Here is a 25,766-nt window from a genome sequence, read left to right on the forward strand (position 1 = left end):
GTCGAACAAAAATATCAAAATTCTTCTCAACTACGTGATTGGGCCGCTGGTGTTTTGCCTGCTCGCCTGGTCAATTTACCAGCAATTATTACGGCAGAACAACTGGAAGACCTCATTACAGCACGCCTGGCAGGTATTATCAGGTGCCGAATGGTGGAAAGTTTTTTTGGCAATGGCGCTTATGCTGGTCAACTGGGGGTTGGAATCGCGTAAGTGGCAGCTGGTGATCAGGCGGGTTCAGGACCTTTCATTTATGCAGTCTGCCAAAGCGGTATTTACAGGAACCACCTTGGGATTTTTTACACCTAACCGCATCGGCGAATACGTAGGCCGAATATTATATCTTGATGAAGGCAAGCGAATACAGGCAATTTCACTTACTATTGTATGCAGTATGGGGCAGCTGCTGGTAACCTGGTGGGCAGGAATTGGCGGAATTTTATATTTACAGGCTTATGGGAATACAGAATTGCTTCATACGTTTGCAGGGCTTTGGATGAAATTGGTGTTATATATTGCAATAGTTGCCGCTGTAATTTTAACACTGTTTTATTTTCGTTTGGCGGGCCTTGTGAGATGGGTGGAAAAGATCCCACGATTACGAAAGCCTGTGTCTTATGTACGGGTTTTAGATAGTCTTAACGCAACCATCTTATTCAGGATATTGTCTTTATCTGTGTTGAGGTACAGCGTTTTTATGGGGCAATATTACCTGCTGTTCGATGTATTTGATGTGCATGTAACTGCTGCCCAGGTTGTGGGTGCTGTAAGTGTTATTTTTCTTGTTTTATCTATAGTACCGAGTATTGCGGTGATCACAGATCTGGGGGTTCGATGGAAGGTGGGCATTGAAGTGGTACAAATTTTTGATAACAATATTACTGGAATTCTGGCTACCTCCCTGGCTATATGGATCATCAACCTGGTGATACCCGCATTAATCGGGAGTTTGCTAATTTTGGGCATTAAATTATTCAATAGTAGAAAATAATACACTGGCCCGGACGTCAACCTTATTAAATGGATTAATTGATAGCGTTACATGAAATTAAACCGACCACTTGTCTTCCTTCTGTTTCTGATCATGTATTTTCCGCTAAAAGCAGGGGACGGCTTTTGCAATATCCGTAATTCCGCTTTTTCGAATGGCGAAATGATCACCCTGAAGGTGTTTTATACGGTCGTGGGCGCCTATTTTGGGGCCGGCGAAGCCACTTTTAACACTACCCTGGAGAAGATGGCCGGTAAACCGGTATATCATATTGTAGGGGACGGTAAAACCTATAGCTTTTACGATAACTTTTTCAAGGTTCGGGATAAATACGAAACTTATATTGATACGGCTACCTTACAGCCATACCGGTTTATTCGCAATGTATACGAGGGTGGCTATAAAAAATATGAGAATGTAACGTTCAATAAAACCACTAACTCGGCCGTGACCAACCAGGGAGTATATAAAGTTCCTGAATGTGTGCAGGATGTATTGAGTGCCGTTTACTATTCCCGGAATATTGATTTTAATAAATACAAGGTAGGCGACAGGATCAATTTTTCCATGTTCCTCGATAATGAGGTGTATGAGATGTATATCCGGTACCTGGGTAAGGAAACCATCAAGACCAAGTACGGAAAGTTCAAAGCCATCAAATTCAAACCGCTTCTGATCAAAGGGACCATTTTTGAAGGGGGTGAGAAAATGACTGTTTGGGTGAGTGATGACAGAAACCATATTCCGGTGCGCATCGAAAGCCCGATTTCGGTTGGCAGCGTAAAGATAGACATGATCAGTTATCGCAATCTGCGCTATCCGCTCACTTCCCTGGTGAGCCTGTAAGGTAATTGCCGGTTGGCAACTTGTAGATTGATAGGATCAACCGGGGCTACCTGCACTATTTGCGAGTCTCCGGAAGCAGCCGATAATAACCTCGCGTTGTTCCTTGGTGCCGTGTAAATAATTAAAAGTCAATCAACATTATCCGTTGCTTGCATATATGCGCCTTTCGATTAGTTATTTACAGGTTTAAATTCTCAAAGTCTCACCGATCCGGTAATTAAGTGGCAATTTGTTAAAACGTTTTAAGAATCTACTGGAATCACCCCCTTTTGTCTGGTAATTGGCGATTCCGTATAACCACATTCTTTGACGTGGCAACTCATCCACGCCGGCATACACCGGGCCGAATCACTTAAATAATGGCTCCCTCATTTTTCGGCAACTGGCTAGCGCGCAAAATCGCATTTTGTGGCTTGTCGGCAACTCATCCACACACTGCACCCGTCGGCCTAACCGCCCACTCAATGCCATTAAATTGCAAACCAGTGATTTAAAAATGCGGAATAACCGCTTACACCGGGCAGCTGATTCAACCGCTACGCCAAGACCGGCCCCCGAATATATTGCAAACCAGTCAATTAAAAATTGGACTTGCCCGTTTGCACCGGAAACTGATTAACCGGCGAAGCCTGTCCTGTGCACCGGGCTTATTCAATAAATCAATTACAAAGAGTCGAAGGGTACTGAAACTGAGATCGCTTTTCAATTGGTGGCACCGGTTTAAGTGGGCAAACTCAAAACCTTTGCAATCGTAAAAAGACGAAATCAGAAAATGTCTGTTTCTGCATCTCGAATGATCCCGAAAAAAATAAATACGTGGTTGCTATGATCGGCTAAGTAGAAATTTAGAAAAACCGGTTTTTAATGATTAGCGATCTCAAAAAAACTTAAAATTTAAAAATGCATTTTTTCATCAAACCCGATCAAAACGAATCTTAGAATTGAAAAAATTGTAATAAAATAATATATAAATAAAAATATATTCGTTTTGTGTAAGTAAGACCTGTTTTTCGATCAAAACGACAATAGCGTCAAAAGCGCCAAAAGCGAAATTGAAATTTAAGGGAACATCGACTTGTTTTGTCGTTGTTTAAACACTAACGTTAACCCTGATCAATAAGTGATTTTTCTACGTTTGGGTATTACATTTAGAATGAGTTCATATAAAAATGCATCCGCCCGAACAGCAGCCCAAGTTATCTTTTGCGAGATGGGGTTGTTTCGGTGTTAAAATAATTTGTAGGTAATGAATTCTTAATCAAATGATGCAGGTAAAAGACTGGGTTTTAACTGCGTTGAGCAACGCATTTAACATGCAGCAATAATATAGATTGAATTTACAGGCCGGGTCATGAATGTTTATGATATAGGATTGACAACCATTTATAGGGTAGTTAATATTAGATGTAAACAATCAATCAGTTAGTCACCTGATACAGGCGAGCTTAATTACAACGCATCCAGCTTAAACACTTCTTTATGCCTGATACCTCTATCGGTTTGTTGCAACGAACAACATTCATTAACAGGATCATGTTCAAAAAATAAGATGTAATTGTTCGCCACTGCTTCTGTTAGAAATTGTTTTTTCTCCTGCAGTGTAGTGAGTGGGAACATGTCGTACGCCATTACATACGGAATAGGCAGGTGCGCTACAGCAGGAAACAGGTCTGCTGCATATACAACGGTATGTCCTTTGTAATTGATCTGCGGCAACATCATGGCCTCCGTGTGTCCATAAGCAAAACGTACCTTCATGGAATCTGAAAATTCAACGCCATCTGTAGGCTCTACAAATTTCAATTGACCGCTTTCCTGTATAGGTAATATATTTTCTTTTAAGAAAGAAGCTTTTTCCCGGTCATTAGGCTGCGTGGCGGCCTCCCAATGCCTGAGGTTGCTCCAGTATGTTGCATTTTTAAAGGCAGGGACCAACTTATCACCCGACCTGATGATGCTGCCACCGCAATGATCAAAATGCAGATGGGTTAGAAATACATCAGTTATATCATCAGCATGAAAGCCATATTTTGCGAGGGACTTGTTCAGCGAATCATCACCATTCAAATAATAGTGACGCATGAATTTATCATCCTGTTTATCACCAATGCCATTATCAATCAATATCAGCCGGTTCTCCTCCTGAATGAGCATACTGCGCATAGCCCAGTTGCAAAGGTTGTTTTCATCGGCAGGATTCAGTTTATTCCAAATAGATTTGGGTACCACGCCAAACATGGCGCCGCCATCTAGCCGGAAGTATCCTGTATTTATCGAGTATAATTGCATGGTGATAATTATGTAATGATTTATTAATCGTGAATACATTAAAGAGCTAATCCTTAAGCTAAGCGTAAAGTACAAAAAAGCATTCGGCCGGATGCCGTTCTTGGCGGATTTTGTTTTCCGCTTTAAGCCTTTAGCGTTCTGCGTTAAGCGCGTCCCTGCCGAGAGGCACGTTCAGGTTTAAACGTTTTACCTTCCTCATAGTTAATCCGAGCCACACAAAGCCCAACATAAAAAATACCATCAGGGCCAATACCGAATTACGCATGCCACCGAACTTAATGGTGCGTTCTTCTATATACGCAAATGTGAACATGCCCATCACCAGGGCGATTTTCTCCGTAACATCATAAAAGCTAAAGAACGAAGCTGTGTCTTTTGTATCGGGCATCAGGTTGGAGTAAGTGGAACGGCTAAGCGATTGTATGCCTCCCATCACGAGTCCGACAATAGCGCCCAAAATATAAAATTGTATATCCGTATAAGTGAAGTAAGCACCAATACAGGCGCCTATCCAAACGAGTACAACAGCCATCAGGGTTTGAATATTCCCAAACCGTTCAGACGCTCTCGAGATGAAAATAGCACCCGGAATAGCCACCAGCTGAATGATCATAATAGTGATGATGAGTTTATCGGTAGGCAGGTGCAGTTCCTTGGCCCCAAACTGGGTTGCTGCCAGGAAAACAGTTTGTATGCCGGCGCTGTACCAAAAGAACGACACAAGGAACAGTTTGAGTACAGGCATATGCTTCAACTGGCTCCACACTTTCCTGAGTTCGAGGAAACCGTTGGTAAATACATTTTTTCGTTCATGCCGTTCTTTAACTGTACTGATGGGCAGGTAGCGGAAAGGGATCTGTGCAAAGCCGAACCACCACAAACCTACCAGCACAAACGAAACACGGGCAGGCATATAATTTCTTTCATATAGTGTGTTAAACCCGAAGGATGTTGGAAAGAACACCACAATAAAGCATAGGATCTGTAAAATAACGCTGCCGATATAGCCCCAGGTATAACCGCGGGCACTGATGCGGTCACGCAGGCGATGCGGCACCAGGTCGGGCAGGAAGGAATTATAGAACACCAGGCTGGCCCAGAAACCAATACAGGAAATGACCATGCAGAAGATACCAATGTCAAGGCTTCTGGCGCTTAATGTAGTGGTTCCGTCAGCATTTGGCTGTGGTGCAAAGAAATAAAGCAGCGAACAGAAGATGGCACCGAGGGTGCAGAAAAAACGCATAAAATTGCGCTTGTTGCCGCGATAATCAGCTATAGATGTTAGTATCGGGGAAATGAATGCAACAATTATAAATGCCGATCCCAGGGCGTAATTATATAAGGCGGTATTTACATACTTTCTTCCCAGGAATTCCACTTCATTATCCGGCAACCTGTTTTTAGTGATGGCTTCATAATAAGCAGGAAATATGGTGGAGGTAATGACCAGGTTGTACGCTGAGTTAGCCCAGTCGTACATACACCAGGCGTTAATTACTTTTCTGGAAGCTATCTGCATTGTAGAAGCTTTGGTTAAGGTTATGAGTCTTGGAGATAGGATAAAGGTACAAGTTACGGGTTACAAGTTCAACGAATGCCTGTAAGCTGCAATTTGAAACCTGTAAAGCACGAAAGGTTAACTTCCAATTACACCGGTATAGAACAGGATCAATAATACCAATCCAACGATGATCCGGTACCAGCCGAATAAACGGAAGCCATATTTCTGCAAAAAGCCAATGAAGAAGCGGATGGCCAGTATGGCTACAACAAAAGCAACAGCGCAGCCCAGTAATAGCGTGCTTAAGTTATCAGTGTTCATCAATTCGGGCTGTTCTCTATATATATCGTACAGGCTCTTGACAGTAGCCGCCATCATGGTTGGTACGGCCAGAAAGAACGAGAATTCAGCTGCCAGCCGTCTGCTTAATTTTTGTTGCATACCGCCGATAATGGTGGCGGCGCTCCGGCTTAAACCTGGAAGCAGGATAGACAAAACCTGGTAACAGCCAATGATGAAAGCTGTTTTATTGGAGACCTGCTCTTCCTTATCGATCGCAGGCTTTTGAAACCATTTGTCAACAAACAGCAGCACAACACCTCCCAGTAGCATGATCAAAGCAATGATCATCGGTTTTTCCAGCATGGCATCGATATGTTTTTTGAACAGGGCGCCAAAAACCAGGGCAGGGATGATAGCAATGACAAGTTTTATATAAAATGAGATCTTTTTAAAGTCGAAGAATTTTCGCCAGTAAAGTACAACGACCGATAAAATGGCGCCGAACTGGATCACGATCTCAAACAGTTTGGCAAAATCGCCATGAGCGCCCATAATGGCGGAGGCAATAGCCATATGACCGGTTGATGAAATAGGCAGGAATTCGGTAAGACCTTCGATGATTGCTATAATAATTGCGTGTAACGTGTTCATTAGTTGGATTATTGATCAATTCAAAAGCCTGCCTGCCGGCAGGTTAACGAGTGGGCAAGTTAATGACTTGGTAACTTACCGGTAATTAAAAAGTATATAAATAAAAGAAGCGATACTGACTAGGCATCGCTTTTAATAAGTTTGTATAACTTATAATTGAAAACGTATTAATTATCAACTTGCCTTCGGCTTCTTGAAAATGGCATACACTTCAATGCCGAGGCCCAGTAAAATCAGAATCGGGGCAATCGTGATGCGACGAACGCTGTATACTTCATTTTCCTTGAAAACGTTGGGGTCATCACTTTTACCACCCGCCATCAGAATAATGCCGATGGCTACAAGGATAATTCCTGCGATCATCCAGATATAGTTGTCTTTGGTGAACAGGCTGGTAGCAGGAGTGGTTTGTTTTTTTGTTTCCTTCATTGGGCCAATTATTAGGTGCGCAATATAGGTAATTTTAACGCTCAAAGCTAAAGGCGTGAGGCTTAAAGCTGTTTTTCGGGACGGGCAAGCGTTTGACGTTTAATACAGGTCGTCGAGTTTCATTTTCAGGTATTTTACCACGCTGCGGTAGGTACTGAACAGGGTAATGCTGATGCCCAGTACGATCAGGAAGATGAACAGGATGGCCACCTTGCTATTATCGCGCAGGTCGCGCAGGTAGGGCAGAAAATACTCCGACAGCAACATCAATCCGTAGATCAGAAAAATGGCTACCAGGGCAGCAATGGCGCCGTTCAATACGGCCCGCATGTTCAGCGGCCGGGCAATGAAACCACGGGTAGCGCCCACCATTTGCATGGTTTTTATCAAAAACCGGTTGCTGTACATGGCCAACCGGATGGTATTATCGATAAGTATGATCGATAAGATGCAGAACAGGGCGGCCAGCGCTGCGAAAACGATCAGTCCGACCCGAACCGACGAACCCATTTTTTCCACCACGAAAGCGGGGTATTTAACACTTTCTACAACCAGCTGCCGTTGTTCCAGGTCGGCTGTTATGGCGGCGATAGTGTCTTTCTGCACATAACTGTTCTTCAGGTTGAAGTCGATGGATGCGGGCAACGGGTTTTCATCCAGCAGTTCCTGGAAATCGGTTTCCCCTTTTTCCATCCACTGTTTTTTGGCCGTTTCTTTATCGATGAATTCAATGGTTTTGGTGTAGGGACGCGATTTGATGTATTGCATCAGCGAATCCACATCAGCCTGGGTAGCGCTTCTGCGCAGGTATACCTGCAGCTTGATGTCTTCTTTAAGCTCTTCGGTATACCGGCTGGCATTAAGTAACAGCCATCCGAAAACACCTACAAAAAAGAGTACAATGGTAACCCCTAAAATGGCCATGAAGTAAGATGGTTTGGAACGCTTGGCCGATGCTTTTCCGAATTGCGCCATGAAATTTTATTTTTTGAAGGGATAATAATGCCTCTAAAAGAGCGGCAAAAATAACGGTTTTATCCCGGTAAAACGGTTATTATCCGTATTTTTGACATCCTTCTTAACGATCGAATTGACATAAAAATTTCAGGCGTGAATTACTTTTTAACGTTTCCTCAACGTTTGATTCTCAATAAGAACGGAATCAGCGTTTAAAAGTACCGGCACAGTGAGGCAAAAAGAAGGCAGCCCCAAAAAGCGGCAAAAAGGCAGAAAAGTTTTGCGGCAACAGGGCCCTGATGAGGCCAGGGATCCGTAATGAGGCAGCCCGATAACTTTGAACCATGAACCTTGAAACTATAAACTAAGAACTAAGGATTAAGATATGGAATACAACTTCCGGGATATTGAAAAAAAATGGCAGGCACAGTGGAATGCGTCAGGCTCCTATAAAGTGAGCAATGATTCCCCGAAACCCAAGTTTTACGTACTGGATATGTTCCCTTACCCAAGCGGAGCCGGCTTGCACGTGGGCCATCCGCTGGGCTATATCGCCAGTGATATTTACAGCCGGTTCAAACGTTTGAAAGGCTTCAACGTACTACACCCCATGGGGTACGATGCCTTTGGATTGCCGGCTGAACAATACGCCATCGATCATGGCGTGCATCCGGCCGTGAGCACCGACCAGAACATAAAAACGTTCCGCCGTCAGCTCGATAATATTGGATTCTGCTACGACTGGGACCGCGAGATCCGGACCAGCGACCCCTCCTACTATAAATGGACCCAATGGATCTTCCTTCAATTGTTCAATAGCTGGTACAACCGCCAGGAAAAAAAGGCCGTTCCCATCGATAGCCTGATCAGCATCTTTGAAAAGGAAGGGAATGCCGGGCATGAGATCCCGCATGACAAATACCAGATCGCCAAAACCGGCAAACGGGTATTCACTGCAGCAGAATGGGGTTCTTTTTCAGAAAAAGAGCAGCAGGATATTTTGATGGAATACCGACTTGCCTACTGCGGTTATGGCGAAGTGAACTGGTGCGAAGCACTGGGTACGGTGCTGGCGAACGACGAAGTGATCAATGGCGTAAGCGAAAGAGGCGGCTACCCCGTGGTGAAAAAGAAATTACGGCAATGGTACTTACGCATTACAGAATACGCCGACCGGTTACTGGAAGGCCTTGACCGCATCGATTTCAGCGAGTCGATGAAGGAAATGCAAACCAATTGGATCGGAAAAAGTTATGGCGCAGAGATCAGTTTCAAACTGAAAGGCCCCGGCGATGAGCAATTGACAGTTTATACAACAAGACCGGATACCATTTTCGGGGTTGACTTCATGGTAATTGCCCCTGAACATGACCTGATAACATCCATTACCACCCCTGACCAAAAACAGGCGGTGGAAGATTATATCGCTTACGTAAAAAGCCGCAGTGAGCGCGAGCGGATGGCGGAGAAAAAGATCACCGGCGTCTTTACGGGGGCCTATGCATTGAATCCGTTCAATGGCCGCGAGATCCCGGTATGGATCAGTGAGTATGTGCTGGCGGGTTATGGAACCGGCGCCATCATGGCTGTTCCCTGTGGCGATGAACGGGATCATAAATTCGCACAGCATTTCAATATTCCCATTACCAATATCATTGGCAGCCATTACGACGGCAATGAAGCCAATGCAACAAAGGATGCCAAACTGGAGAATTCCGATTTTCTGAATGGTATGGTAATGCGCGATGCCATGGAAGTGGTAATTAAAAAAGTGGAAGAAATGGGCATTGGCGTTCGCAAGGTGAATTATAAAATGCGGGATGCGGCTTTCAGCCGGCAACGCTATTGGGGCGAACCATTCCCCATAACCTGGAAAAATGGCATTGCCTACCCGTTATCAGAAAACGAATTGCCACTGGAATTACCCCATGTGGATAGTTATAAACCGGGACCGGAAGGGGAGGGACCCCTGGCTAATATTGCCGAATGGACCTCGCGTGACCTGGAAACGAATACGATGCCAGGTTATGCCGGCAGCAGCTGGTATTTTCTGCGCTATATGGATCCGAAAAATGACGGCGAGTTCTGCAGCCGTAAAGCCAGCGATTACTGGGGGCAGGTTGACCTGTACATTGGAGGAACAGAACATGCTGTTGGCCATTTGTTGTACAGCCGTATGTGGACTAAAGTCCTGTTTGATCTGGGGCATATCGGCCATGACGAGCCGTATAAAAAACTCGTGAACCAGGGAATGATCCAGGGCAGCAGCCGGTTCGTGTACAGGATCCATGGCGCTAATAAATTCGTATCCTACGGGTTGAAAGATCAGTATTCAACCGATGCCATACACGTAGATGTTAATATTGTTGATGGTGTAGAGCTGGATATACCAGCGTTCAAAAAGTGGCGCACTGAATATGAAACGGCTGAATTCATTCTGGAAGATGGCAAATACATTTGCGGAACTGAAATAGAGAAAATGAGTAAGCGCCTGTATAATACCGTTAACCCGGATGATGTAGTAAATAAATATGGAGCCGATACTTTCCGCATGTATGAAATGTTCTTGGGCCCTGTAGAGCAAAGCAAGCCCTGGGAAACCAAAGGCATTGAAGGGGTGCATCGCTTCCTGAAAAAGTTGTGGCGTTTATTTTATGACGAGGTGAAAGGAAAAGTATGGACCGAAGGAAAAGCCACTCCGGCTGAATTAAAAGTGCTGCACAAGACCATCAAGAAGATTGAAGAAGATACAGAACGTTTTTCGTTTAATACCAGTGTGAGCGGATTCATGGTGTGTGTAAATGAGTTGATCGAATTGAAATGCCATAAAAAAGAGATACTCGAAAAATTACTGATCTTACTTACGCCTTATGCGCCCCATATCAGTGAAGAGTTATGGCATTTGCTGGGTAACGACAGCTGCATCCTGGATGCTGAGTTCCCAAAGCTGAATGAGATCTATCTTGTAGAAAGCAGCAAGGAATATCCTGTTTCGGTAAATGGAAAATTACGTACAACCATTGAAATACAAATGGATGCACAGCAGGAAGAAGTAGAGAAGATCGTGTTGGAGAACGATGTGGTGAAGAAATGGATGGAAGGCAAGCCGCACAAAAGAATCATTTATGTGAAGGGCAAGATGGTGAATGTGGTTGTTTAATCAATTGGCACGTCACGATCGATGATTCACAAAAATAAATATTAGGAGTCTCTGGTATACCGGAGGCTCCTTATATTTATAGCCTATCGTTTCTTCCTTTGTTTTATAAATCTGATCAGCGCACTGCTGTTCTCCGTACTTTCCAAACGCACTTCAAAACGTTTACCATCGATCATACAAACCATCGTGGACGTATTAGGCGGAATAGTTCCCAGGTTTTCGGCGACCATCACCATCTCATTATCTTCCAACAGATCATTTACCGATAGTTTCAGCGTATAGGGTTTGTTGTTCAACCGAACATGTTCAAATACCATTTTGTCGTTCAGGAAAACTGCAATGGAATCGCCATCTACCACTGCATTATCGTAGAACCGCAATTCAATGCTATCGCCGGCAATAGGAATTACTGTAGCCAGTTTCTTTTCGCGGCTGGAATATTTTTGCTCTGCCGTGGTGGCCGGAACCGGAGCTGGTTTTTTCTTCTCAACCATCGGAGGCGCAGTAACAGCTATGGACCGGTCGTCCTTTTGAACCGGTTTTACAATAGCGCTTTCCAGGGTGGTTTCTTTTTCTTCAGTTACCTCATTGCTTACCAAATGCAGCCGGGCTATGCTGTCGATGATGTCAGGATCATTGGCTCCATAGATATAGTTCTCTAATACAAAATCCCATTCATCATGAAAGCCTGCGGAAGGAATTTTTTGCAGCGCCACCGTGCCGGTGGTTTTGTTTTTGTTATCGCGTTTGGTACTCTCACCATCGAGGCGCATGGTCTTTTCACCCGGGCAATTAAAATCAGCCACTGATAATAAGGCTTCTTTATCTCCGCCAAAAATTTTACCCGACAGGCGGTCTTCCAATATGGCGTCATCCCACCATACTACGCTGTTGTTGTTGGGATCGAAATAGCCTTTAACTGCATAACGAATATAATTGCTACGCGATGTATAGTAGTAAGATGTGCCCAGCAGGCTATCGCCTTTTTTAATGAGTTTTAACTCGGCATTGGCCGAACCGATCTTGCCTTTCCAGGCACCGGTAATGGTTTGAGCCTGCGTTGAAAGTTGAAAGAAGCCACCAAACAGCAGGCCCATTAGCAGGATGATACGTGTCTCCAAGGCGATTAATTTAGCTTATTAAAAATGTACAACGCCCGGTAAAGGGTAATATTTTGCCTCGATTTTCATTTAACGATTCCACTAGAATTTCCTTTCACGCTGATTTTTAACCATTTCCTGGCCAAATGCCAAATCACAAGACCTAGGAAGCAAAGAAATTAAAAATATCAGGTATCAAGTCCAAATTGCTCCAGCATTTCCCGTGGGATTTTTGGATTCGAGTTTGTTTTTTGGTTCTTGTGATTTGGTTCTTGTGATTGGTGTTTGTGATTTGGTTCTTGTGATTTATATGAACTAATCTTTTTCCTTAGCTGTTTTATTAGGAAATTAGCAATATGGCACATCCAAATTCAGCGTTGATCGAAGGTCTGCGAACAGCTGCCGCCGGCCTGGTTAAGGGCAATTATTATGCCTGGGGACATCATGGCGCCTGCAATTGCGGACATTTATTACAGGCAACCACTCAATTGACGAAAGAAGAGATAGTTACCTACGCACATACAGGTATCGGTGAGTGGACGGAGCTGGCACAGGAACATTGCCCAGTTACCAATGCGCCAATTAATTTATTGCTTACGAAGTTGCAGCAACTGGGACTTACGCCTACGGATATACATAACATTGAGTACCTCGAAGACCGCGAAGTTTTAAACCGCTTACCCGGCGGCTTCAGATGGCTGAAACGAAATCTCCGTGCAGACGTTATCCTGTACTTTGAAACTATGGCGAATATGCTGGAAGAAAAATTGATCAGTGATGTTGAGATCAATTACAGTGAGATAATGTCAACTGAAGAAGTGATGGTTTCCCATGTATTCGAATAATGGATTTTTGTCACTTTTTCACATCATCCTGGTCACCGGTTTCCATATACTCATTCCGATCCTTTTTGTAATTCATCAGAATGGTATAGGACACAATCGTGACAGCCAGTATTAAATAAAATATAATCATCCACGTATCCATACCCTGCATTGTTTTAATTTATTTAGTCAGAAATTATGCCATTTTGTAATTTGTGTTGAAAAGTTCAGCGCTGCTACGTATTTGTCTGTATCAAAGCACCTGTTACTGATTGATTATTAAGGAGATGATCGTATCTTAGCATACAGCATTTTCTGATAAAAAGTTAATTGAATCAGAAGCCTGATTATTAGTGTATTATAATTCCCCTTTTCGTGGAGCCAGCCAGTTTTGAAAATATCATCCGAAAATATCAGTTTAGTTTTCACCGCGTAGTTGATTTCGTGCCGGAGACAGATCGCTTATTACCAATGGATTTCACTGCGCAGAATAAAGAACTGACGCCTGAAACGCTGGGCAATGAGCATGTTTTCAGTGAATATATCCGGCAGAAACTGAGATCGACCAACTCCCGGTATGGCATAGGCGGTTATGCCGAACACAGAACCATTTATAGCATAAGCCCCGTATTTGATGGCGCACAAGCGGGTGAAGAACCCCGCCGCCTGCATTTAGGCGTCGATATCTGGGGCCTCGCCGGTACACCTGTATATGCTTTTATGGGCGGCATGGTGCATAGCTTTGCTTTTAATGCGCCGTTTGGCGATTATGGTGCAACGTTAATTCTGCTGCATCAATTAGATGGTTTCCCGTTTTATACATTGTACGGGCATTTAAGTCTTCGCGACATTCAATCAATAGCTGCGGGTCAATACATTTCTGTTGGGCAAACCATTGGCCATTTCGGGGAATTGCATGAAAACGGACACTGGCCGCCGCATCTGCACTGCCAGATCATTCTTGATATGGAATTGAAAGAAGGTGATTATCCAGGCGTTTGTAAATTTTCAGAAAGAGAGAAATACTTAGCCAATTGTCCCGATCCCGATCTTATTCTGCAATTGAACAGGTATCTTAAATGATTCATTGAAGCCGGCATTTATAGCAATAAACGGGTTGACGTGTACAATTGATCCTGGCAATTTTGTGTTTCAAAATGTACAGCAATATGAAATTTAAAATTGTGCCGTTGTCAAAGGAGTATGCCGCCCAGATCAGATCAACCGGCAAAGATGCATTTGATCATCCTGCTATTGAACAGGTGGCTACAGGGTCAGGGCCTTGCAGAGTATCGCTTAAACCATTTAAAAAAGGAATTGACAGAAGGCTGTTGATCAGCCACAGTCCCTTTGAGATTGATAATGCCTATAACCAACCGGGTCCGGTCTTTATCAATAAGGAAGAAGTGGAACCATATGCAGACATTCATCGTTTTCCGCCTGAGATAAAAGCTAATAAAAAAAGTTTTCCATTATCACTTATAGGGTACAGTCATGATCAGCAGATGATCTTTACGCAATTGGTTGGCGACGATGATGTGGATGAACTGATAACCCGTATATTTATTCAGCGACCGGAAGTAGCCTATCTTCATGCCCGCAATGCACAGGCATGTTGCTACATCTGCAAAATTGAAAGAGTTCACGAATAAAGCGTATGCCTACAGCATAGCTTTCACCAGTTCTTCCCATTCCTGATCGAGGGTATAACCGGGCATGCGTTTACCGGCTTTTGTGTACCAGTAATTGGCATTCCAAACATCACCTTCCTTGCGGTGCAGATATGCATGGATCCAGGCGGCTGATTTATCAGGCACATCCTGTATTAATGTATGGGCATGTTCCCAGTCGCCTTTGGCATCATGCCACAATGATTGAAGGTATACATTGCTGTTGGCAGGCGGCGTATTGGTCGTAAGGCTTTGTTGAAAGATTTCGAAGTTCATACCCAAAGTTAGCCTTATTCACTATGTTTTTAACTGTGAACTATAAACTTTTGGCCTTTAAACTTTCAACAGCTTAAATGCATGTGTCCATTGGTTTTCCCTGAATCCCGGAATGCACCAGAGGATGCATAAAGGCTCGATGGCGCGGGCTGCTACGGCCTTGCCCATATCGGCTGTTTCCCAGCCAAAAGCGGTTAATATTTCCGTTACAGTCCGCTTCGCATTTGCATCATTACCGCAAATGAACATGGTTGGTGGACCGCCTTTCACCGTTGGCTTATACATTTGTGCATTACCTACAGTGTTAAACGCTTTTACCATTCTGGCTTCCGGCAGCAGCTGCTGCAGCTTTTCCATCAGGGATTCATTAGAGTCGGTAAAGAGGGAGAGTACTCCGTCTTTGGGTGGGGCAGCAGCTATGGGGTTGGTGGCATCGATAAGTACTTTGTTATTGAAATGAGAAGTGCCCGATAATTTGATGGCCGATTCTGCAACCGAGCCGGCAACAGCGAGTACCAGGATCTCGCCAAATTGGGCGGTTACGCCAAACGTACTGCATAGCCCTTTGGGATTGTCTTTCTTCCATTTCTTTACCTCTTCTTTACCAGGGTTACGTGTGCCCAGCATAACTTCATGTCCTTCCGTTAAAAAGGCGGTGCCCAGTTTCTGGCCAACAGCGCCGGAGCCAATAATGCCAATTTTCATAATCTGGTCATTTTAATGGTATAAGTGTAAGTGATCATATATGATTTTTATTCGGAACCGCTGGTTGGTTGCTATTAAGTTAGTGAATTTTGTGTTTGCCTGGTTAACTCGCTTACATTTGTGTAGTTTTACAAATAGGTGTATAACAGATGGCCAATCCGAATTTAAATAACAACAGAGAGTCGCTGAGTGCAGCGGATAAAGAGTTTGAGAATAATATCCGGCCCCAGGAAATAAACGATTTCTCGGGGCAGGGACAGATCATCGAGAACCTGACCGTATTCATCAAAGCGGCTAAAATGCGTGATGAAGCCCTGGATCATATCCTGTTCCATGGCCCGCCCGGCTTGGGTAAAACCACCCTGAGCCGCATCGTAGCCAATGAGCTGGGAGTAAATATCAAGGAAACGAGCGGACCGGTCATTGAAAAGCCCGGCGACCTGGCAGGGTTGCTTACGAACCTGGAGCCGCGGGATGTGTTGTTTATTGATGAGATACACCGCCTGAGCACGGTGGTAGAAGAATATCTGTATGCGGCTATGGAAGATTACCGTATCGATATTATGATCGATAGCGGTCCCAATGCCCGCAGCATACAACTAACGTTGAACCCTTTTACTTTAATTGGAGCTACCACCCGCAGCGGATTGCTGACTGCTCCGTTATTATCGCGCTTTGGAATTAAATCTCGCCTCGAATACTATACGGCCGATACATTGCAGAAGATCATCCAGCGTTCAGCCGGCATTCTGGGCACAAAAATAACGTCTGATGCAGCCGCTGAAATTGCGCGGCGCAGCCGCGGCACGCCACGTATTGCCAATGGCCTCTTGCGCCGCATGCGCGATTTTGCGCAGGTATTGGGAAATGGCGTTATTGACCTGGGCATAACGCAACATGGTTTAAAGGCATTGAATGTTGATGAGCATGGACTGGATGAAATGGATAACCGCATCCTGCTTACCATCGTTGATAAGTTCAAGGGCGGACCCGTTGGCATTACCACGATTGCTACGGCCGTAGGTGAAGAAACCGGCACGTTGGAAGAAGTGTATGAGCCTTTTTTGATTCAGGAGGGCTTTTTAAAACGCACACCGCGTGGCCGTGAGGCAACCCATAAAGCGTATGCTCATTTGGGCAGAATAGCACCCGGAGCCGGAGGAGCCAATTTGTTGTTTGAAGGCTGAAGGCTGAAGGCTGAAGGCTGAAGGCTGAAGGCTGAAAAATTTCGGGTTTGCAAGATAGGTTGTTAATCTTAAAGTTCGCGAGCTGTTCACGATTGTCGATTCACGATTGTCGATTGATTGCCGATTGTCGATTGACGATTCACGATAATGAAAAAGCTGTGTATTGAAATACACAGCTTTTTTATTAAAACGGTATGATGTAAAACTGTAAACGGTTCTGAGGGTTACGCCACCGGAACTACCAGGCGGAAGCCATTACCGTGAATGTTCACGATCTCAATGCTGTCATCGTCTTTCAGGTATTTGCGTAGTTTGGCAATATACACATCCATACTGCGGCCATTGAAATACGTATCGCTGCCCCAGATCTTTTTGAGGGCCTGCTCACGGGGTAACAGGTCGTTCATATGCTCGCAGAGCATCTTCAACAACTCGTTTTCCTTGGGCGATAATGTTTGTGTTTTACCGCTGTGGCTCAGTTCGCGTAATTTGGGGTTGAAGTGATAATCGCCCAGGTCGTATTCCTTGTTCTCCTGTTCTTTATTCACTTCTTCATTCCTTTTCAAAATAGCTTTTATTTTCAGCAACAGTACCTCGCTGTCAAAAGGCTTGGTAATGTAATCATCGGCGCCGAGTTTATAACCCTGAATGATATCTTCCTTCATGGTTTTGGCGCTGAGGAAAAATAATGGGATATCGGGATCCACATCACGGATCTCTTCCGCCAGGGTGAACCCATCCATATGGGGCATCATTATATCCAGCAGGCAAAGATCAAATCTTTCGCGTTGAAAAGCGGCGAGGCCAAGGCGACCGTCACGTTCCAGCGTCACATCAAAATCATTCAATTCCAGGTAATTCTTCAACACCATTCCCAGGTTCTGGTCGTCCTCGCATAATAAAATTTTGGGTTTCTTTCCTTCCATTGTGATGTAGATTTAGTTCGATAGTGTAAATAAAGTTAAATCATTTGCTATAACCGGCAATAACCGTGTAATTTTTTGTTAATAATCCCTGTTAACAGGTTGAAAGGCAAATAAACAGTATGAACAGTTAATTGGTTAATTTTACATCTTTAATTATGGTCATATGCGTTTGACAACTGATAACAAATTCAAGAAACTTATTGTCATTGGTGACAGAGTACTGATCCGCCCAGCTAAACCAAATGAACGTACAGAAACCGGCTTGTACCTGCCGCCCGGCGTAGGGGAACGGGAAAAAGTGCAACAGGGTTATGTAATTAAAACCGGCCCTGGTTACGCCATTCCGCTGCCGGTAGAAGATGAATCCTGGAAAAGCAGCGAAGAACAGGTTAAATATGTTCCGTTACAGGCTAAAGAAGGCGATCTGGCGATCTTTTTATTAAGCGGGGCTACTGAAGTGCTGTACGAAAATGACAAGTATTACATCGTTCCGCAAAGTGCTATTTTGATGCTGGAAAGGGAAGAGGACATCTAGGGTCAATGTGGTAATCCTGCAAAGCGGGACAAGTTGTGATAATATGCTAAAGAGATAATGCTTTCCCCGTATACGCTCAATAGCTGGCCCTGAAAATGGCGTCACCTACTTACAAAATATCAAGAGTCGTTTGCCGCCTGGCAGGCGGCTCTTTTTATTTGTTAGAAAATTTATGAGCGTTCTTCATGCCTGCAGCAAGACCCGGACAAAACCGGCGCCCGGTAAACGGCAAACAAATAACCGGTCCCTGTTAATTCCTTTATTTTCAGGGTTATATGCGTCTATTTTCGATGGGGCCACACTTTCAGGAAAAAGATCATCTGTGGCTGGCCAGGGCTTGTCGATTCCGGGTAAACCTGTATCTTTCTGCCATAAAATTCAAATATGCCTAATAAAGATGCATTTGTTCAGTTAATAAACGATAATTATACATTTAAAGGAGAATCTTTTCGCATAGGTACAGCAGTATTGGCGAGAGAAGTGGCAACAGAAGCTGTTATAAGCATTCCTTTGAGAACCATGAACCGGCATGGTTTGATCGCCGGGGCAACCGGTACCGGTAAAACCAAGACCCTGCAACTGATCTCAGAAGCACTGAGCGATGCCAGTGTACCGGTGTTACTGATGGATATCAAAGGCGACCTGAGTGGCATAGCGGCTGCGGGCACCGAAAATAGTAATATCAAAGAACGCCTGTCGAAGATCGGCGGCGACTATAAACCCGCTGGTTTTCCCGTAGAGCTGATGACGTTGAGCAATGAAAAAGGCGTTCGCCTGCGGGCTACTGTAAGTGAGTTCGGTCCCATCCTTTTATCCAAGATCCTCGATCTCAACAATACCCAGGAGGGCATCGTTTCATTGATCTTCAAATATTGCGACGATCATAAAATGCCCCTGCTCGATCTGAAGGATTTTACCAAAGTAATACAATACATAAGCAACGAAGGCAAGAAAGAAATAGAACAGACATACGGAAAGATCGCTACTACCAGCACCGGCACTATTTTGCGTAAGGTAATTGAATTGCAGCAACAGGGCGCCGATCAGTTCTTTGGCGAACCTTCTTTTGAGATTGACGATCTCATGCGTATTGCTGATGATGGCCGTGGCATTATCAATGTGCTGCGGGTAACAGATATGCAGAATCGTCCCAAGCTCTTTTCAACCTTCATGTTGCAAATGCTGGCGGAACTGTATGCTACCTTACCTGAAGCCGGTGATATTGACAAACCCAAACTGGTACTGTTCATCGACGAAGCGCACCTCGTGTTTCAGGAAGCAACCGATGCTTTGTTACAACAAATAGAAACAGTTATAAAACTGATACGGTCAAAAGGCGTAGGTATTTTCTTTTGTACGCAGAACCCGCAGGATGTTCCGGCCGCTATATTAAGCCAGTTGGGGTTGAAAGTACAGCATGCCTTACGTGCTTTCACGGCAGCTGATAGAAAGACCATTAAACAGGCTGCTGAGAACTATCCCGAGACGGAATATTATAAAACAGATGAATTGCTGACCCAGCTGGGGATAGGCGAGGCGCTCGTTACAGCCCTGAACGAAAAAGGTATTCCAACTCCATTGGTGCATACCATGCTTGTGCCGCCCCGTTCGCGCATGGATGTGTTGTCTGAAACAGAAATAGATAACCTGGTGAATCAATCGAAGCTGGTAAAAAAGTATGCTGAAACCGACGATCGCGAAAGCGCTTGCGAAATATTAACGGCCAAACTGGAAGAAGCAGCCCAGCGTTCCGCCCAACAGGAAGAAGAAAAGAAAACCAGCAAAGCTTCCAGAACATCCCAGAAGGAAGAAAAGTCAACACTGGAAAAGGTGTTGGAAAGCCCGGTTACCAAACAAATAGGACGTACTGCCGCCAATGTTATAACCCGTAGTTTGCTGGGAGCATTGGGCCTGGGTGGCAAGAGTTCGTCTCGCAGAAAATCGAACAGCTGGTTTTAATAAGGCTGATTTGCAGCAATCAAACCCTATCATCTATTGTTAACTGTTCCCAACCACAGGCGCTTCGAATGCCCGGGAACCTGATTTTTTAACCTAAAACAATAAGTATGAAGAAGGTGTTTTTATTGCTTGCAGTTACAGCAGCTGTTTTTACCGCTTGTGATACCAATACCACACAATCCGGCAGGGAAGGAGCAGAAGGTGCAGGTACAGATACTGCCATGGCTGCCAACGCTGATAACAAGGAAGAACGCAACAAAAAAGTGGTTCAGGCCAGTATGGAAGCCATGATATCGAGAAATGTAGACCAGGCTTTTAAGGATGTTGCGCCTGATGCTGTGGAGTATGGTGATGGCAGTATGCCCCCTACCAGAGGAAAGGACAGCATCATGAACATGGTGAAAGGATGGGTGAATGCCTTTCCTGATAACAAAGGTGAAAACCTTACCTATGTGGCTGATGGCGACTGGGTGATGGTTTGGGGTGATTGGTCTGGCACATTCAAAAATGATTTTATGGGAATGAAGGCTACCAACAAATCGTACAAATTGAAGGATGTGGACATATTCAAATTGAATGATGCAGGTCAGATCATTGAACACCACAATATTCAATCGCCCAATACCATGATGTCGCAGATTGGCGCTAAACCTGCAAAGAAAACCAATTGACAATTTGCAATCAGCAAATGGAATGAACGACCTGTTAGGTGGACGTTGGTTTCTTGAACGTTGAGTAAGTCAAGGCCCGCCTGGCAGGTCGTAATTCTAAGCAGGTCTTACCAAGCCCTCTTTATCTACATAGATCCTGTTCTCACTTTGTAAGAAGTCGAGCACCTTGTACAGCTTCTCTTTTTTTATCCCGGGCAATTGTTGGGGTAATAGCTCACTGGCCACCGGCTGCTGATTAATAAGTGTAAAAATTGATTGGGAAATCTTTTCGAATTCCGTGTTGGAAAGGCCATGGCTTTTCCGTTGCAGACAAACATCGCAAATGCCACAGGCATTTGTTTGCTGGTCACCAAAATAAGCAGCAATATATTGACTGCGGCAAGTGGCGCCGTCACTAATATATTTTATCATCCGGTGAATGCGCTCGATGAACTGTTGCTTTCTTTTTTCATAACCGGTCATATCGATACGCAGGGTAGCTGCTTTTACCCGGTTCAACATTACATATAACTGGGGACTGTCCTTCCGGGGAATATATTCAATGATGCCATTGCCATGCAGTCTTTTCAGATCGAGGATGATGTCGGCTTCTTCCTGGCGCAGCAACCGGGCAATGCTTTTTTCGTGAATATTTACCGGCATGTCGAAAATACCTTCGTAGGTTCTTAGCAGTGTTTTTATCAGCGGCTCCAGTTTGGGGTGATCTTTTTCAAACTGGTACAGCCATGATTTACCCGTTATGAACTGGATGCGGGCGGGTAAAAAGATCTGTTCTGCATAAGACACCCAGCCTTCCTGCTCAAGGGCTTTAATGGCATAAATGGCAAGATGTACATCCAGTTGGAACTTCTTTATAAAGTCAGTGAAATCGAAATTGTAATAATTGCCTTCACCTGAACCGCCGGGTATTTGCAGGTAGTTCATCAATGCTTCGTATACCTGCCTGATACTTTCCAGCGAAGGAAAGCGGATATCAGGCAGCAATTGCAGTTCGTGCAGTTCTTTACTATCGTACAATAATACTGCATATGATTTTTTTTCATCGCGGCCGGCGCGTCCTGCTTCCTGGTAATAGTTTTCAAGGCAATCCGGTACGTCGGCATGAATCACTACCCGTACATCGGGTTTGTCGATGCCCATGCCGAAAGCGTTGGTGCAAACGATGGTGCGCACTGAATTATTGATCCAGTCGGCCTGCTTGCGCATCCGGACTTCCTGTGGCAAACCAGCATGATAAAAATCTGCCTTGATGCCATGCATGTTGAGCAGATCGCTGAACTCCTTGGTGCGCTTGCGGGTTTTACAGTAAACGAGACTGCTTCCATTCACCTTTTGTAAGATCTCTGTGATCTTGTTGATCTTTGAATCCACCGTGAACACACTGTATGACAGGTTGGGCCGTTCAAACGAGCGGCTGAATACAGCATGATCTTTAAATTGCAGTTTATCACAAATGTCCTTTTGTACGATCGGTGTGGCCGAGGCGGTAAGCGCGAGTATGGGAATGCGAGGTAATTCCTCGCGTAAGGCAGCAATGCGCAGGTAAGGCGGTCTGAAATCGTAACCCCATTGAGAGATACAATGTGCTTCATCAACGGCAATGAGATTGATGTCAAGAGCAGGCAGAAATTCCTGGAATAATTTTGTTTCTAACCGTTCGGGTGAAACGTACAAAAATTTACAATTACTGTTTGTGGCAAGTTTCAAAATATTGATCACTTCTTTGCGACCCATGCCCGAATAGATCGCAAATGCGGTAATACCTTTTTTACGCAGGTTGTCTACCTGGTCTTTCATCAAAGCAATTAAGGGACTGATCACAAGGCATAAGCCTTCCTGCGCCATGGCCGGCACCTGGAAGCAAATTGATTTTCCACCACCCGTAGCCATGAGCGCGAGGGTATCCTTGCCAGCCAGCACAGACTTTACGATCTCTTCCTGCAGTGGCCGGAAGGAATCGTAGCCCCAGTATTGTTTCAGTGTGTGGTGGATATTCATTCTGTAATTGGTGAATCGGTTGTCGTTGGTTAAGCACCTTACACGTCAAGCTACCTTCTTAACAAACAGCCGGACAGAATTAACCGCCAACACCACATCACTCAACCCCATTACCAACGCACCGAAGGTGGGTGTTAACAATCCGAAGGCAGCTACAGGAATAGCAACGATATTATAAATAAACGCCCAGAAAAGATTCTGTTTGATGGTGAGAAAGGTATGCCGGCCCAAACCGAGTGCAAGCGGCAGATTCCTGATGCCACTGTTCATCAATACTACATCAGCAGTTTGCACAGCGATTTGCGATGCTTCGCTCAATGAAATACCAATGGTGGCTTTTGCCAGTGCCGGTGCATCATTGATTCCATCCCCTACCATGGCAGTTGGTCCCTGCAGGGTGAGATCCTCAATAACGGCCAGTTTTTCTTCCGGCTTTTTTTCTGCTATTACTTCATCAATGCCTAGCAAGTTGGCCAACTGGCGGCATTTGCTCAAGCGGTCGCCGCTCAGGAGAACAGTGCGAACATTGCGATGGCGCAGGTATTGCACAATGGAGATGGCTTCGGGCCGTACTTCATCTTTTACGTCTATCCAGCCCAGTAACTGATCGTTCTTAAGAATATAAACGTTGTGCGAATCGTCGGTGGTTAAGGCCATCGCCGTTTCAAACGAACCGGCAACGTAGCGGTCGCCGGAAGCAGTGGTTGCTATCATCCCGATGCCTTTTTTCTCTTCTACTTTTGTCCAACGGATAGCGTCTTTTCGTTTCCAGCTGGCTGTTATACATTGAGCGATGGGGTGATTGGAATATTTTTCCAATGAGAAGGCAATATGTTTGAATTCATCAGGATTCACAACTGCTGAAACCACTTCGTAATTCGCCAGTTCGAACCGGCCGGTCGTGAGGGTGCCTGTTTTATCAAACACTACCTGTTTAATGGTCCTGAATAATTCAAGGCTTTTGGCATTGCGAAAGAGAACACCGTTCCTGGCCGCCCGGCCCAGTCCAACCGCAATAGCCGCAGGCGTTGCCAATCCCATGGCGCAGGGGCAGGCAATCACCAGGATAGCTATGCATCGCATAAAGGCCATGGTAAAGTCGTGCAGCAGGAGATAGTTCGCAATAAAGGCTATTACGGCTATGGCCAGCACTACTGGTACAAAGATGGCACTGATCTTATCGGCCAGTTGTTGTACGGGCGGCTTTTCGCTTTGTGCCTGTTTAACGAGGTTGATGATATTGGCCAGTACGGAATCTTTCGATTCGGAAGTGACCTGGGCTCTTACGATTCCATCTATGATAATACTCCCACCTATAAGTTTGTCTTTTCCTTTTTTTGTGATGGGCAGGCTTTCACCGGTAATGATGGATTCGTTTACAGTTGCATCGCCGGTCAATATTTTACAATCAGCCGGTACCTGTTCTCCGCTTTTAATCAAAATAAGGTCACCGCTGCGCAGATGGGTGTTTTCTATAGGGAAAATGATCTCCTGGTGGTTTTCGTCAAAGGCAATCATATTGGCCATTACTTTTTGCGATCTGGCCAGGCTGTTCAATGCCCGTTGCGTTGATTGAATGGAAGCGTCTTCGAGAAAATTACCCAGGAATACCAGGGTTATGATGGAGGCCGTGGTCTCAAAAAACAGGAATTGCGGTCCCAGGTTCAGCAGGGCGCCGGTAAGGCTGTAAACGAAGGCGGCGGTAGCGCCAATCGCTATCAGCACATTCATGTTGGGCATGCGGTTGCGGATGCTTTTAATCGCACTGCGGCCGAAAAAGTCCATACCCACCACAAAAACAGGTAAACAAAGGCCCAGCTGTACCCAGGGATTCATGAGCCAATGTATATGAACCCATTTATCGAGCATATGCAGCATCAGGGGCAGCGTAAATACCAGGCAGAACAGGAAGCGCTGTTTGTGCGAAGTAAATAACCTTTTGCCTTGTTTGGCAGGCTGTGATCCGTCGGTTTGGACGGTATAGCCGAGCGATTCTATGCCTTCGAGGAGCTGTTGTTCATTTTTGCTATTGATATCGAAACTCACTTCACCCCCCATCAGGTTTACCTTTACGTTTTCCATGCCTTCGCTGGTGAGGTATTGCTGCACGGTCAGCGCGCAATTTGAACAGGTCATTCCGTCTACTTTCCAATTCACTTTTTTCATGTACATCCATGGGGTTGAGTGTTTGCAAATTTACCGCTCAATGCGCTAATGTACCCGGCCTGAGAGGAATAATATGTCCACCGGGTTGCAATTTTAACTTAAATATGTCGTTCCGCCCTATGATATTATCTTTGCGTCTTTATGCAACTGCAATCTACATTAGATACGATCAGGCAAACAGCGCGCCGGTTTTGGGAACTTGTTGATGGGCGTAAGGTCATTGCCTTTTATGGCGATATGGGCGCCGGCAAAACAACCCTTATTCACGCCCTTTGCGATGAGAAAGGGGTTACCAGCACTGTGGGAAGTCCTACTTTTTCTATAATTAATGAATACCAGTATCCGGGCGGCAGGCTTTTTCATATAGACCTGTACCGGCTAAAAGATGAGGAAGAAGCGGTGCGGGCAGGGGTGGAGGATTGCCTATATTCAGGCGATATCTGCCTGGTAGAATGGCCTGGCCGTGCAGAAGCGATTTTACCCGACGATACGGCCAGGGTAGAGATAAACGTGGTAGACAAGGATACCCGAAATATAAAGATTTTAGTAGATTAAAGGCAGAGAAAACAGGTAAGAGGTAAGGAGGTGGAAATCGGGATTAAAATCGGGTGTAGGGAAAATTCAGGGTTCTTTTTGCATT

23 protein-coding genes are annotated in these 25,766 nt (G+C 44.8%); 11 read left to right on the top strand and 12 right to left on the bottom strand.

Annotated elements, in window-relative coordinates; genetic code table 11:
• The first annotated feature begins 34 nt into the window (after nucleotides 1–34).
• Together JUB15_RS07770 and JUB15_RS07775 are read left to right on the top strand one after the other, a co-directional pair.
• Nucleotides 35–991 (top strand): lysylphosphatidylglycerol synthase domain-containing protein, encoded by a 957-nt coding sequence (locus JUB15_RS07770; protein ID WP_207511892.1) that lies wholly within the window; start codon nucleotides 35–37, stop codon nucleotides 989–991.
• 51 nt (nucleotides 992–1,042) lie between these two features.
• The gene (locus JUB15_RS07775; protein ID WP_207511893.1) at nucleotides 1,043–1,837 is read left to right on the top strand and encodes a DUF3108 domain-containing protein; all 795 of its coding nucleotides are present in this window, start codon (nucleotides 1,043–1,045) and stop codon (nucleotides 1,835–1,837) included.
• 1,449 nt (nucleotides 1,838–3,286) lie between these two features.
• Here JUB15_RS07775 and JUB15_RS07780 read toward each other — a convergent pair.
• The 5 genes from JUB15_RS07780 to JUB15_RS07800 all read right to left on the bottom strand — a co-directional run bounded on the left by JUB15_RS07780 (nucleotide 3,287) and on the right by JUB15_RS07800 (nucleotide 7,967).
• The gene (locus JUB15_RS07780; RefSeq protein ID WP_207511894.1) at nucleotides 3,287–4,126 is read right to left on the bottom strand and encodes an MBL fold metallo-hydrolase; all 840 of its coding nucleotides are present in this window, start codon (nucleotides 4,124–4,126) and stop codon (nucleotides 3,287–3,289) included.
• A 130-nt stretch (nucleotides 4,127–4,256) separates the two neighbouring features.
• Nucleotides 4,257–5,648: an MFS transporter gene (locus JUB15_RS07785; protein WP_207511895.1), complete on the bottom strand. Its 1,392-nt coding sequence runs from the start codon at nucleotides 5,646–5,648 to the stop codon at nucleotides 4,257–4,259.
• A 117-nt stretch (nucleotides 5,649–5,765) separates the two neighbouring features.
• Nucleotides 5,766–6,563, bottom strand: coding sequence for an undecaprenyl-diphosphate phosphatase (locus JUB15_RS07790; protein WP_207511896.1), 798 nt, complete (start codon nucleotides 6,561–6,563; stop codon nucleotides 5,766–5,768).
• A 174-nt stretch (nucleotides 6,564–6,737) separates the two neighbouring features.
• Nucleotides 6,738–6,992 (bottom strand): DUF3098 domain-containing protein, encoded by a 255-nt coding sequence (locus tag JUB15_RS07795; protein ID WP_207511897.1) that lies wholly within the window; start codon nucleotides 6,990–6,992, stop codon nucleotides 6,738–6,740.
• Between the two features lie 99 nt (nucleotides 6,993–7,091).
• Complete coding sequence (locus JUB15_RS07800) at nucleotides 7,092–7,967, bottom strand: cell division protein FtsX (protein ID WP_207511898.1); 876 nt, start codon at nucleotides 7,965–7,967, stop codon at nucleotides 7,092–7,094.
• 367 nt (nucleotides 7,968–8,334) lie between these two features.
• Here JUB15_RS07800 and leuS point away from each other — a divergent pair, with 367 nt between their 5' ends.
• Nucleotides 8,335–11,109 (top strand): leucine--tRNA ligase, encoded by a 2,775-nt coding sequence (leuS, locus tag JUB15_RS07805; protein ID WP_207511899.1) that lies wholly within the window; start codon nucleotides 8,335–8,337, stop codon nucleotides 11,107–11,109.
• 83 nt (nucleotides 11,110–11,192) lie between these two features.
• Here leuS and JUB15_RS07810 read toward each other — a convergent pair whose 3' ends face one another.
• The gene (locus JUB15_RS07810) at nucleotides 11,193–12,230 is read right to left on the bottom strand and encodes a hypothetical protein (RefSeq protein WP_207511900.1); all 1,038 of its coding nucleotides are present in this window, start codon (nucleotides 12,228–12,230) and stop codon (nucleotides 11,193–11,195) included.
• A 335-nt stretch (nucleotides 12,231–12,565) separates the two neighbouring features.
• Between JUB15_RS07810 and JUB15_RS07815 the strand changes: the two genes are divergently transcribed.
• Nucleotides 12,566–13,054 carry a hypothetical protein gene (locus JUB15_RS07815; RefSeq protein WP_207511901.1) on the top strand — a complete coding sequence of 163 codons (489 nt, stop codon included), beginning with the start codon at nucleotides 12,566–12,568 and terminating at the stop codon, nucleotides 13,052–13,054.
• A gap of 10 nt (nucleotides 13,055–13,064) precedes the next feature.
• Here the strand turns inward: JUB15_RS07815 and JUB15_RS28585 are convergent, their stop codons facing one another.
• Complete coding sequence (locus JUB15_RS28585) at nucleotides 13,065–13,196, bottom strand: hypothetical protein (protein WP_255539604.1); 132 nt, start codon at nucleotides 13,194–13,196, stop codon at nucleotides 13,065–13,067.
• 212 nt (nucleotides 13,197–13,408) lie between these two features.
• Here JUB15_RS28585 and JUB15_RS28590 point away from each other — a divergent pair, with 212 nt between their 5' ends.
• Together JUB15_RS28590 and JUB15_RS07825 are read left to right on the top strand one after the other, a co-directional pair.
• Complete coding sequence (locus tag JUB15_RS28590; RefSeq protein ID WP_207511902.1) at nucleotides 13,409–14,116, top strand: peptidoglycan DD-metalloendopeptidase family protein; 708 nt, start codon at nucleotides 13,409–13,411, stop codon at nucleotides 14,114–14,116.
• An 86-nt stretch (nucleotides 14,117–14,202) separates the two neighbouring features.
• Nucleotides 14,203–14,685, top strand: coding sequence for a DUF1203 domain-containing protein (locus tag JUB15_RS07825; RefSeq protein WP_207511903.1), 483 nt, complete (start codon nucleotides 14,203–14,205; stop codon nucleotides 14,683–14,685).
• A gap of 9 nt (nucleotides 14,686–14,694) precedes the next feature.
• Here JUB15_RS07825 and JUB15_RS07830 read toward each other — a convergent pair whose 3' ends face one another.
• Both JUB15_RS07830 and JUB15_RS07835 read right to left on the bottom strand, forming a co-directional pair.
• Nucleotides 14,695–14,979 (bottom strand): hypothetical protein, encoded by a 285-nt coding sequence (locus JUB15_RS07830; RefSeq protein ID WP_207511904.1) that lies wholly within the window; start codon nucleotides 14,977–14,979, stop codon nucleotides 14,695–14,697.
• 57 nt (nucleotides 14,980–15,036) lie between these two features.
• The gene (locus JUB15_RS07835; RefSeq protein WP_207511905.1) at nucleotides 15,037–15,684 is read right to left on the bottom strand and encodes an NADPH-dependent F420 reductase; all 648 of its coding nucleotides are present in this window, start codon (nucleotides 15,682–15,684) and stop codon (nucleotides 15,037–15,039) included.
• A gap of 149 nt (nucleotides 15,685–15,833) precedes the next feature.
• Between JUB15_RS07835 and ruvB the strand changes: the two genes are divergently transcribed.
• On the top strand, nucleotides 15,834–16,871 hold the full coding sequence (ruvB, locus tag JUB15_RS07840; RefSeq protein WP_207511906.1) for a Holliday junction branch migration DNA helicase RuvB: 1,038 nt from the start codon (nucleotides 15,834–15,836) through the stop codon (nucleotides 16,869–16,871).
• Nucleotides 16,872–17,095: 224 nt separating this feature from the next.
• Here the strand turns inward: ruvB and JUB15_RS07845 are convergent, their stop codons facing one another.
• Complete coding sequence (locus JUB15_RS07845; protein WP_014223080.1) at nucleotides 17,096–17,797, bottom strand: response regulator transcription factor; 702 nt, start codon at nucleotides 17,795–17,797, stop codon at nucleotides 17,096–17,098.
• A 163-nt stretch (nucleotides 17,798–17,960) separates the two neighbouring features.
• Between JUB15_RS07845 and JUB15_RS07850 the strand changes: the two genes are divergently transcribed.
• The 3 genes from JUB15_RS07850 to JUB15_RS07860 all read left to right on the top strand — a co-directional run bounded on the left by JUB15_RS07850 (nucleotide 17,961) and on the right by JUB15_RS07860 (nucleotide 20,962).
• The gene (locus JUB15_RS07850) at nucleotides 17,961–18,332 is read left to right on the top strand and encodes a co-chaperone GroES (protein WP_207511907.1); all 372 of its coding nucleotides are present in this window, start codon (nucleotides 17,961–17,963) and stop codon (nucleotides 18,330–18,332) included.
• A 384-nt stretch (nucleotides 18,333–18,716) separates the two neighbouring features.
• On the top strand, nucleotides 18,717–20,291 hold the full coding sequence (locus JUB15_RS07855; RefSeq protein ID WP_207511908.1) for a helicase HerA-like domain-containing protein: 1,575 nt from the start codon (nucleotides 18,717–18,719) through the stop codon (nucleotides 20,289–20,291).
• 107 nt (nucleotides 20,292–20,398) lie between these two features.
• A complete protein-coding gene (locus tag JUB15_RS07860; RefSeq protein WP_207511909.1) occupies nucleotides 20,399–20,962 on the top strand; it encodes an ester cyclase in 564 nt (187 codons plus the stop codon).
• A gap of 96 nt (nucleotides 20,963–21,058) precedes the next feature.
• Here the strand turns inward: JUB15_RS07860 and JUB15_RS07865 are convergent, their stop codons facing one another.
• Nucleotides 21,059–22,960, bottom strand: a complete 1,902-nt coding sequence (locus tag JUB15_RS07865) for a RecQ family ATP-dependent DNA helicase (protein ID WP_207511910.1) — start codon at nucleotides 22,958–22,960, stop codon at nucleotides 21,059–21,061.
• A gap of 45 nt (nucleotides 22,961–23,005) precedes the next feature.
• Nucleotides 23,006–25,126, bottom strand: coding sequence for a heavy metal translocating P-type ATPase (locus JUB15_RS07870; RefSeq protein WP_207511911.1), 2,121 nt, complete (start codon nucleotides 25,124–25,126; stop codon nucleotides 23,006–23,008).
• Between the two features lie 141 nt (nucleotides 25,127–25,267).
• On the opposite strand from JUB15_RS07870, the gene tsaE reads away from it, so the two are divergent.
• A complete protein-coding gene (gene tsaE / locus JUB15_RS07875; protein WP_207511912.1) occupies nucleotides 25,268–25,681 on the top strand; it encodes a tRNA (adenosine(37)-N6)-threonylcarbamoyltransferase complex ATPase subunit type 1 TsaE in 414 nt (137 codons plus the stop codon).
• Nucleotides 25,682–25,766: the final 85 nt, after the last annotated feature.

This window comes from Longitalea luteola (assembly GCF_017356035.1).
GTDB classification, from domain to species: Bacteria; Bacteroidota; Bacteroidia; order Chitinophagales; family Chitinophagaceae; genus Niastella; species Niastella luteola.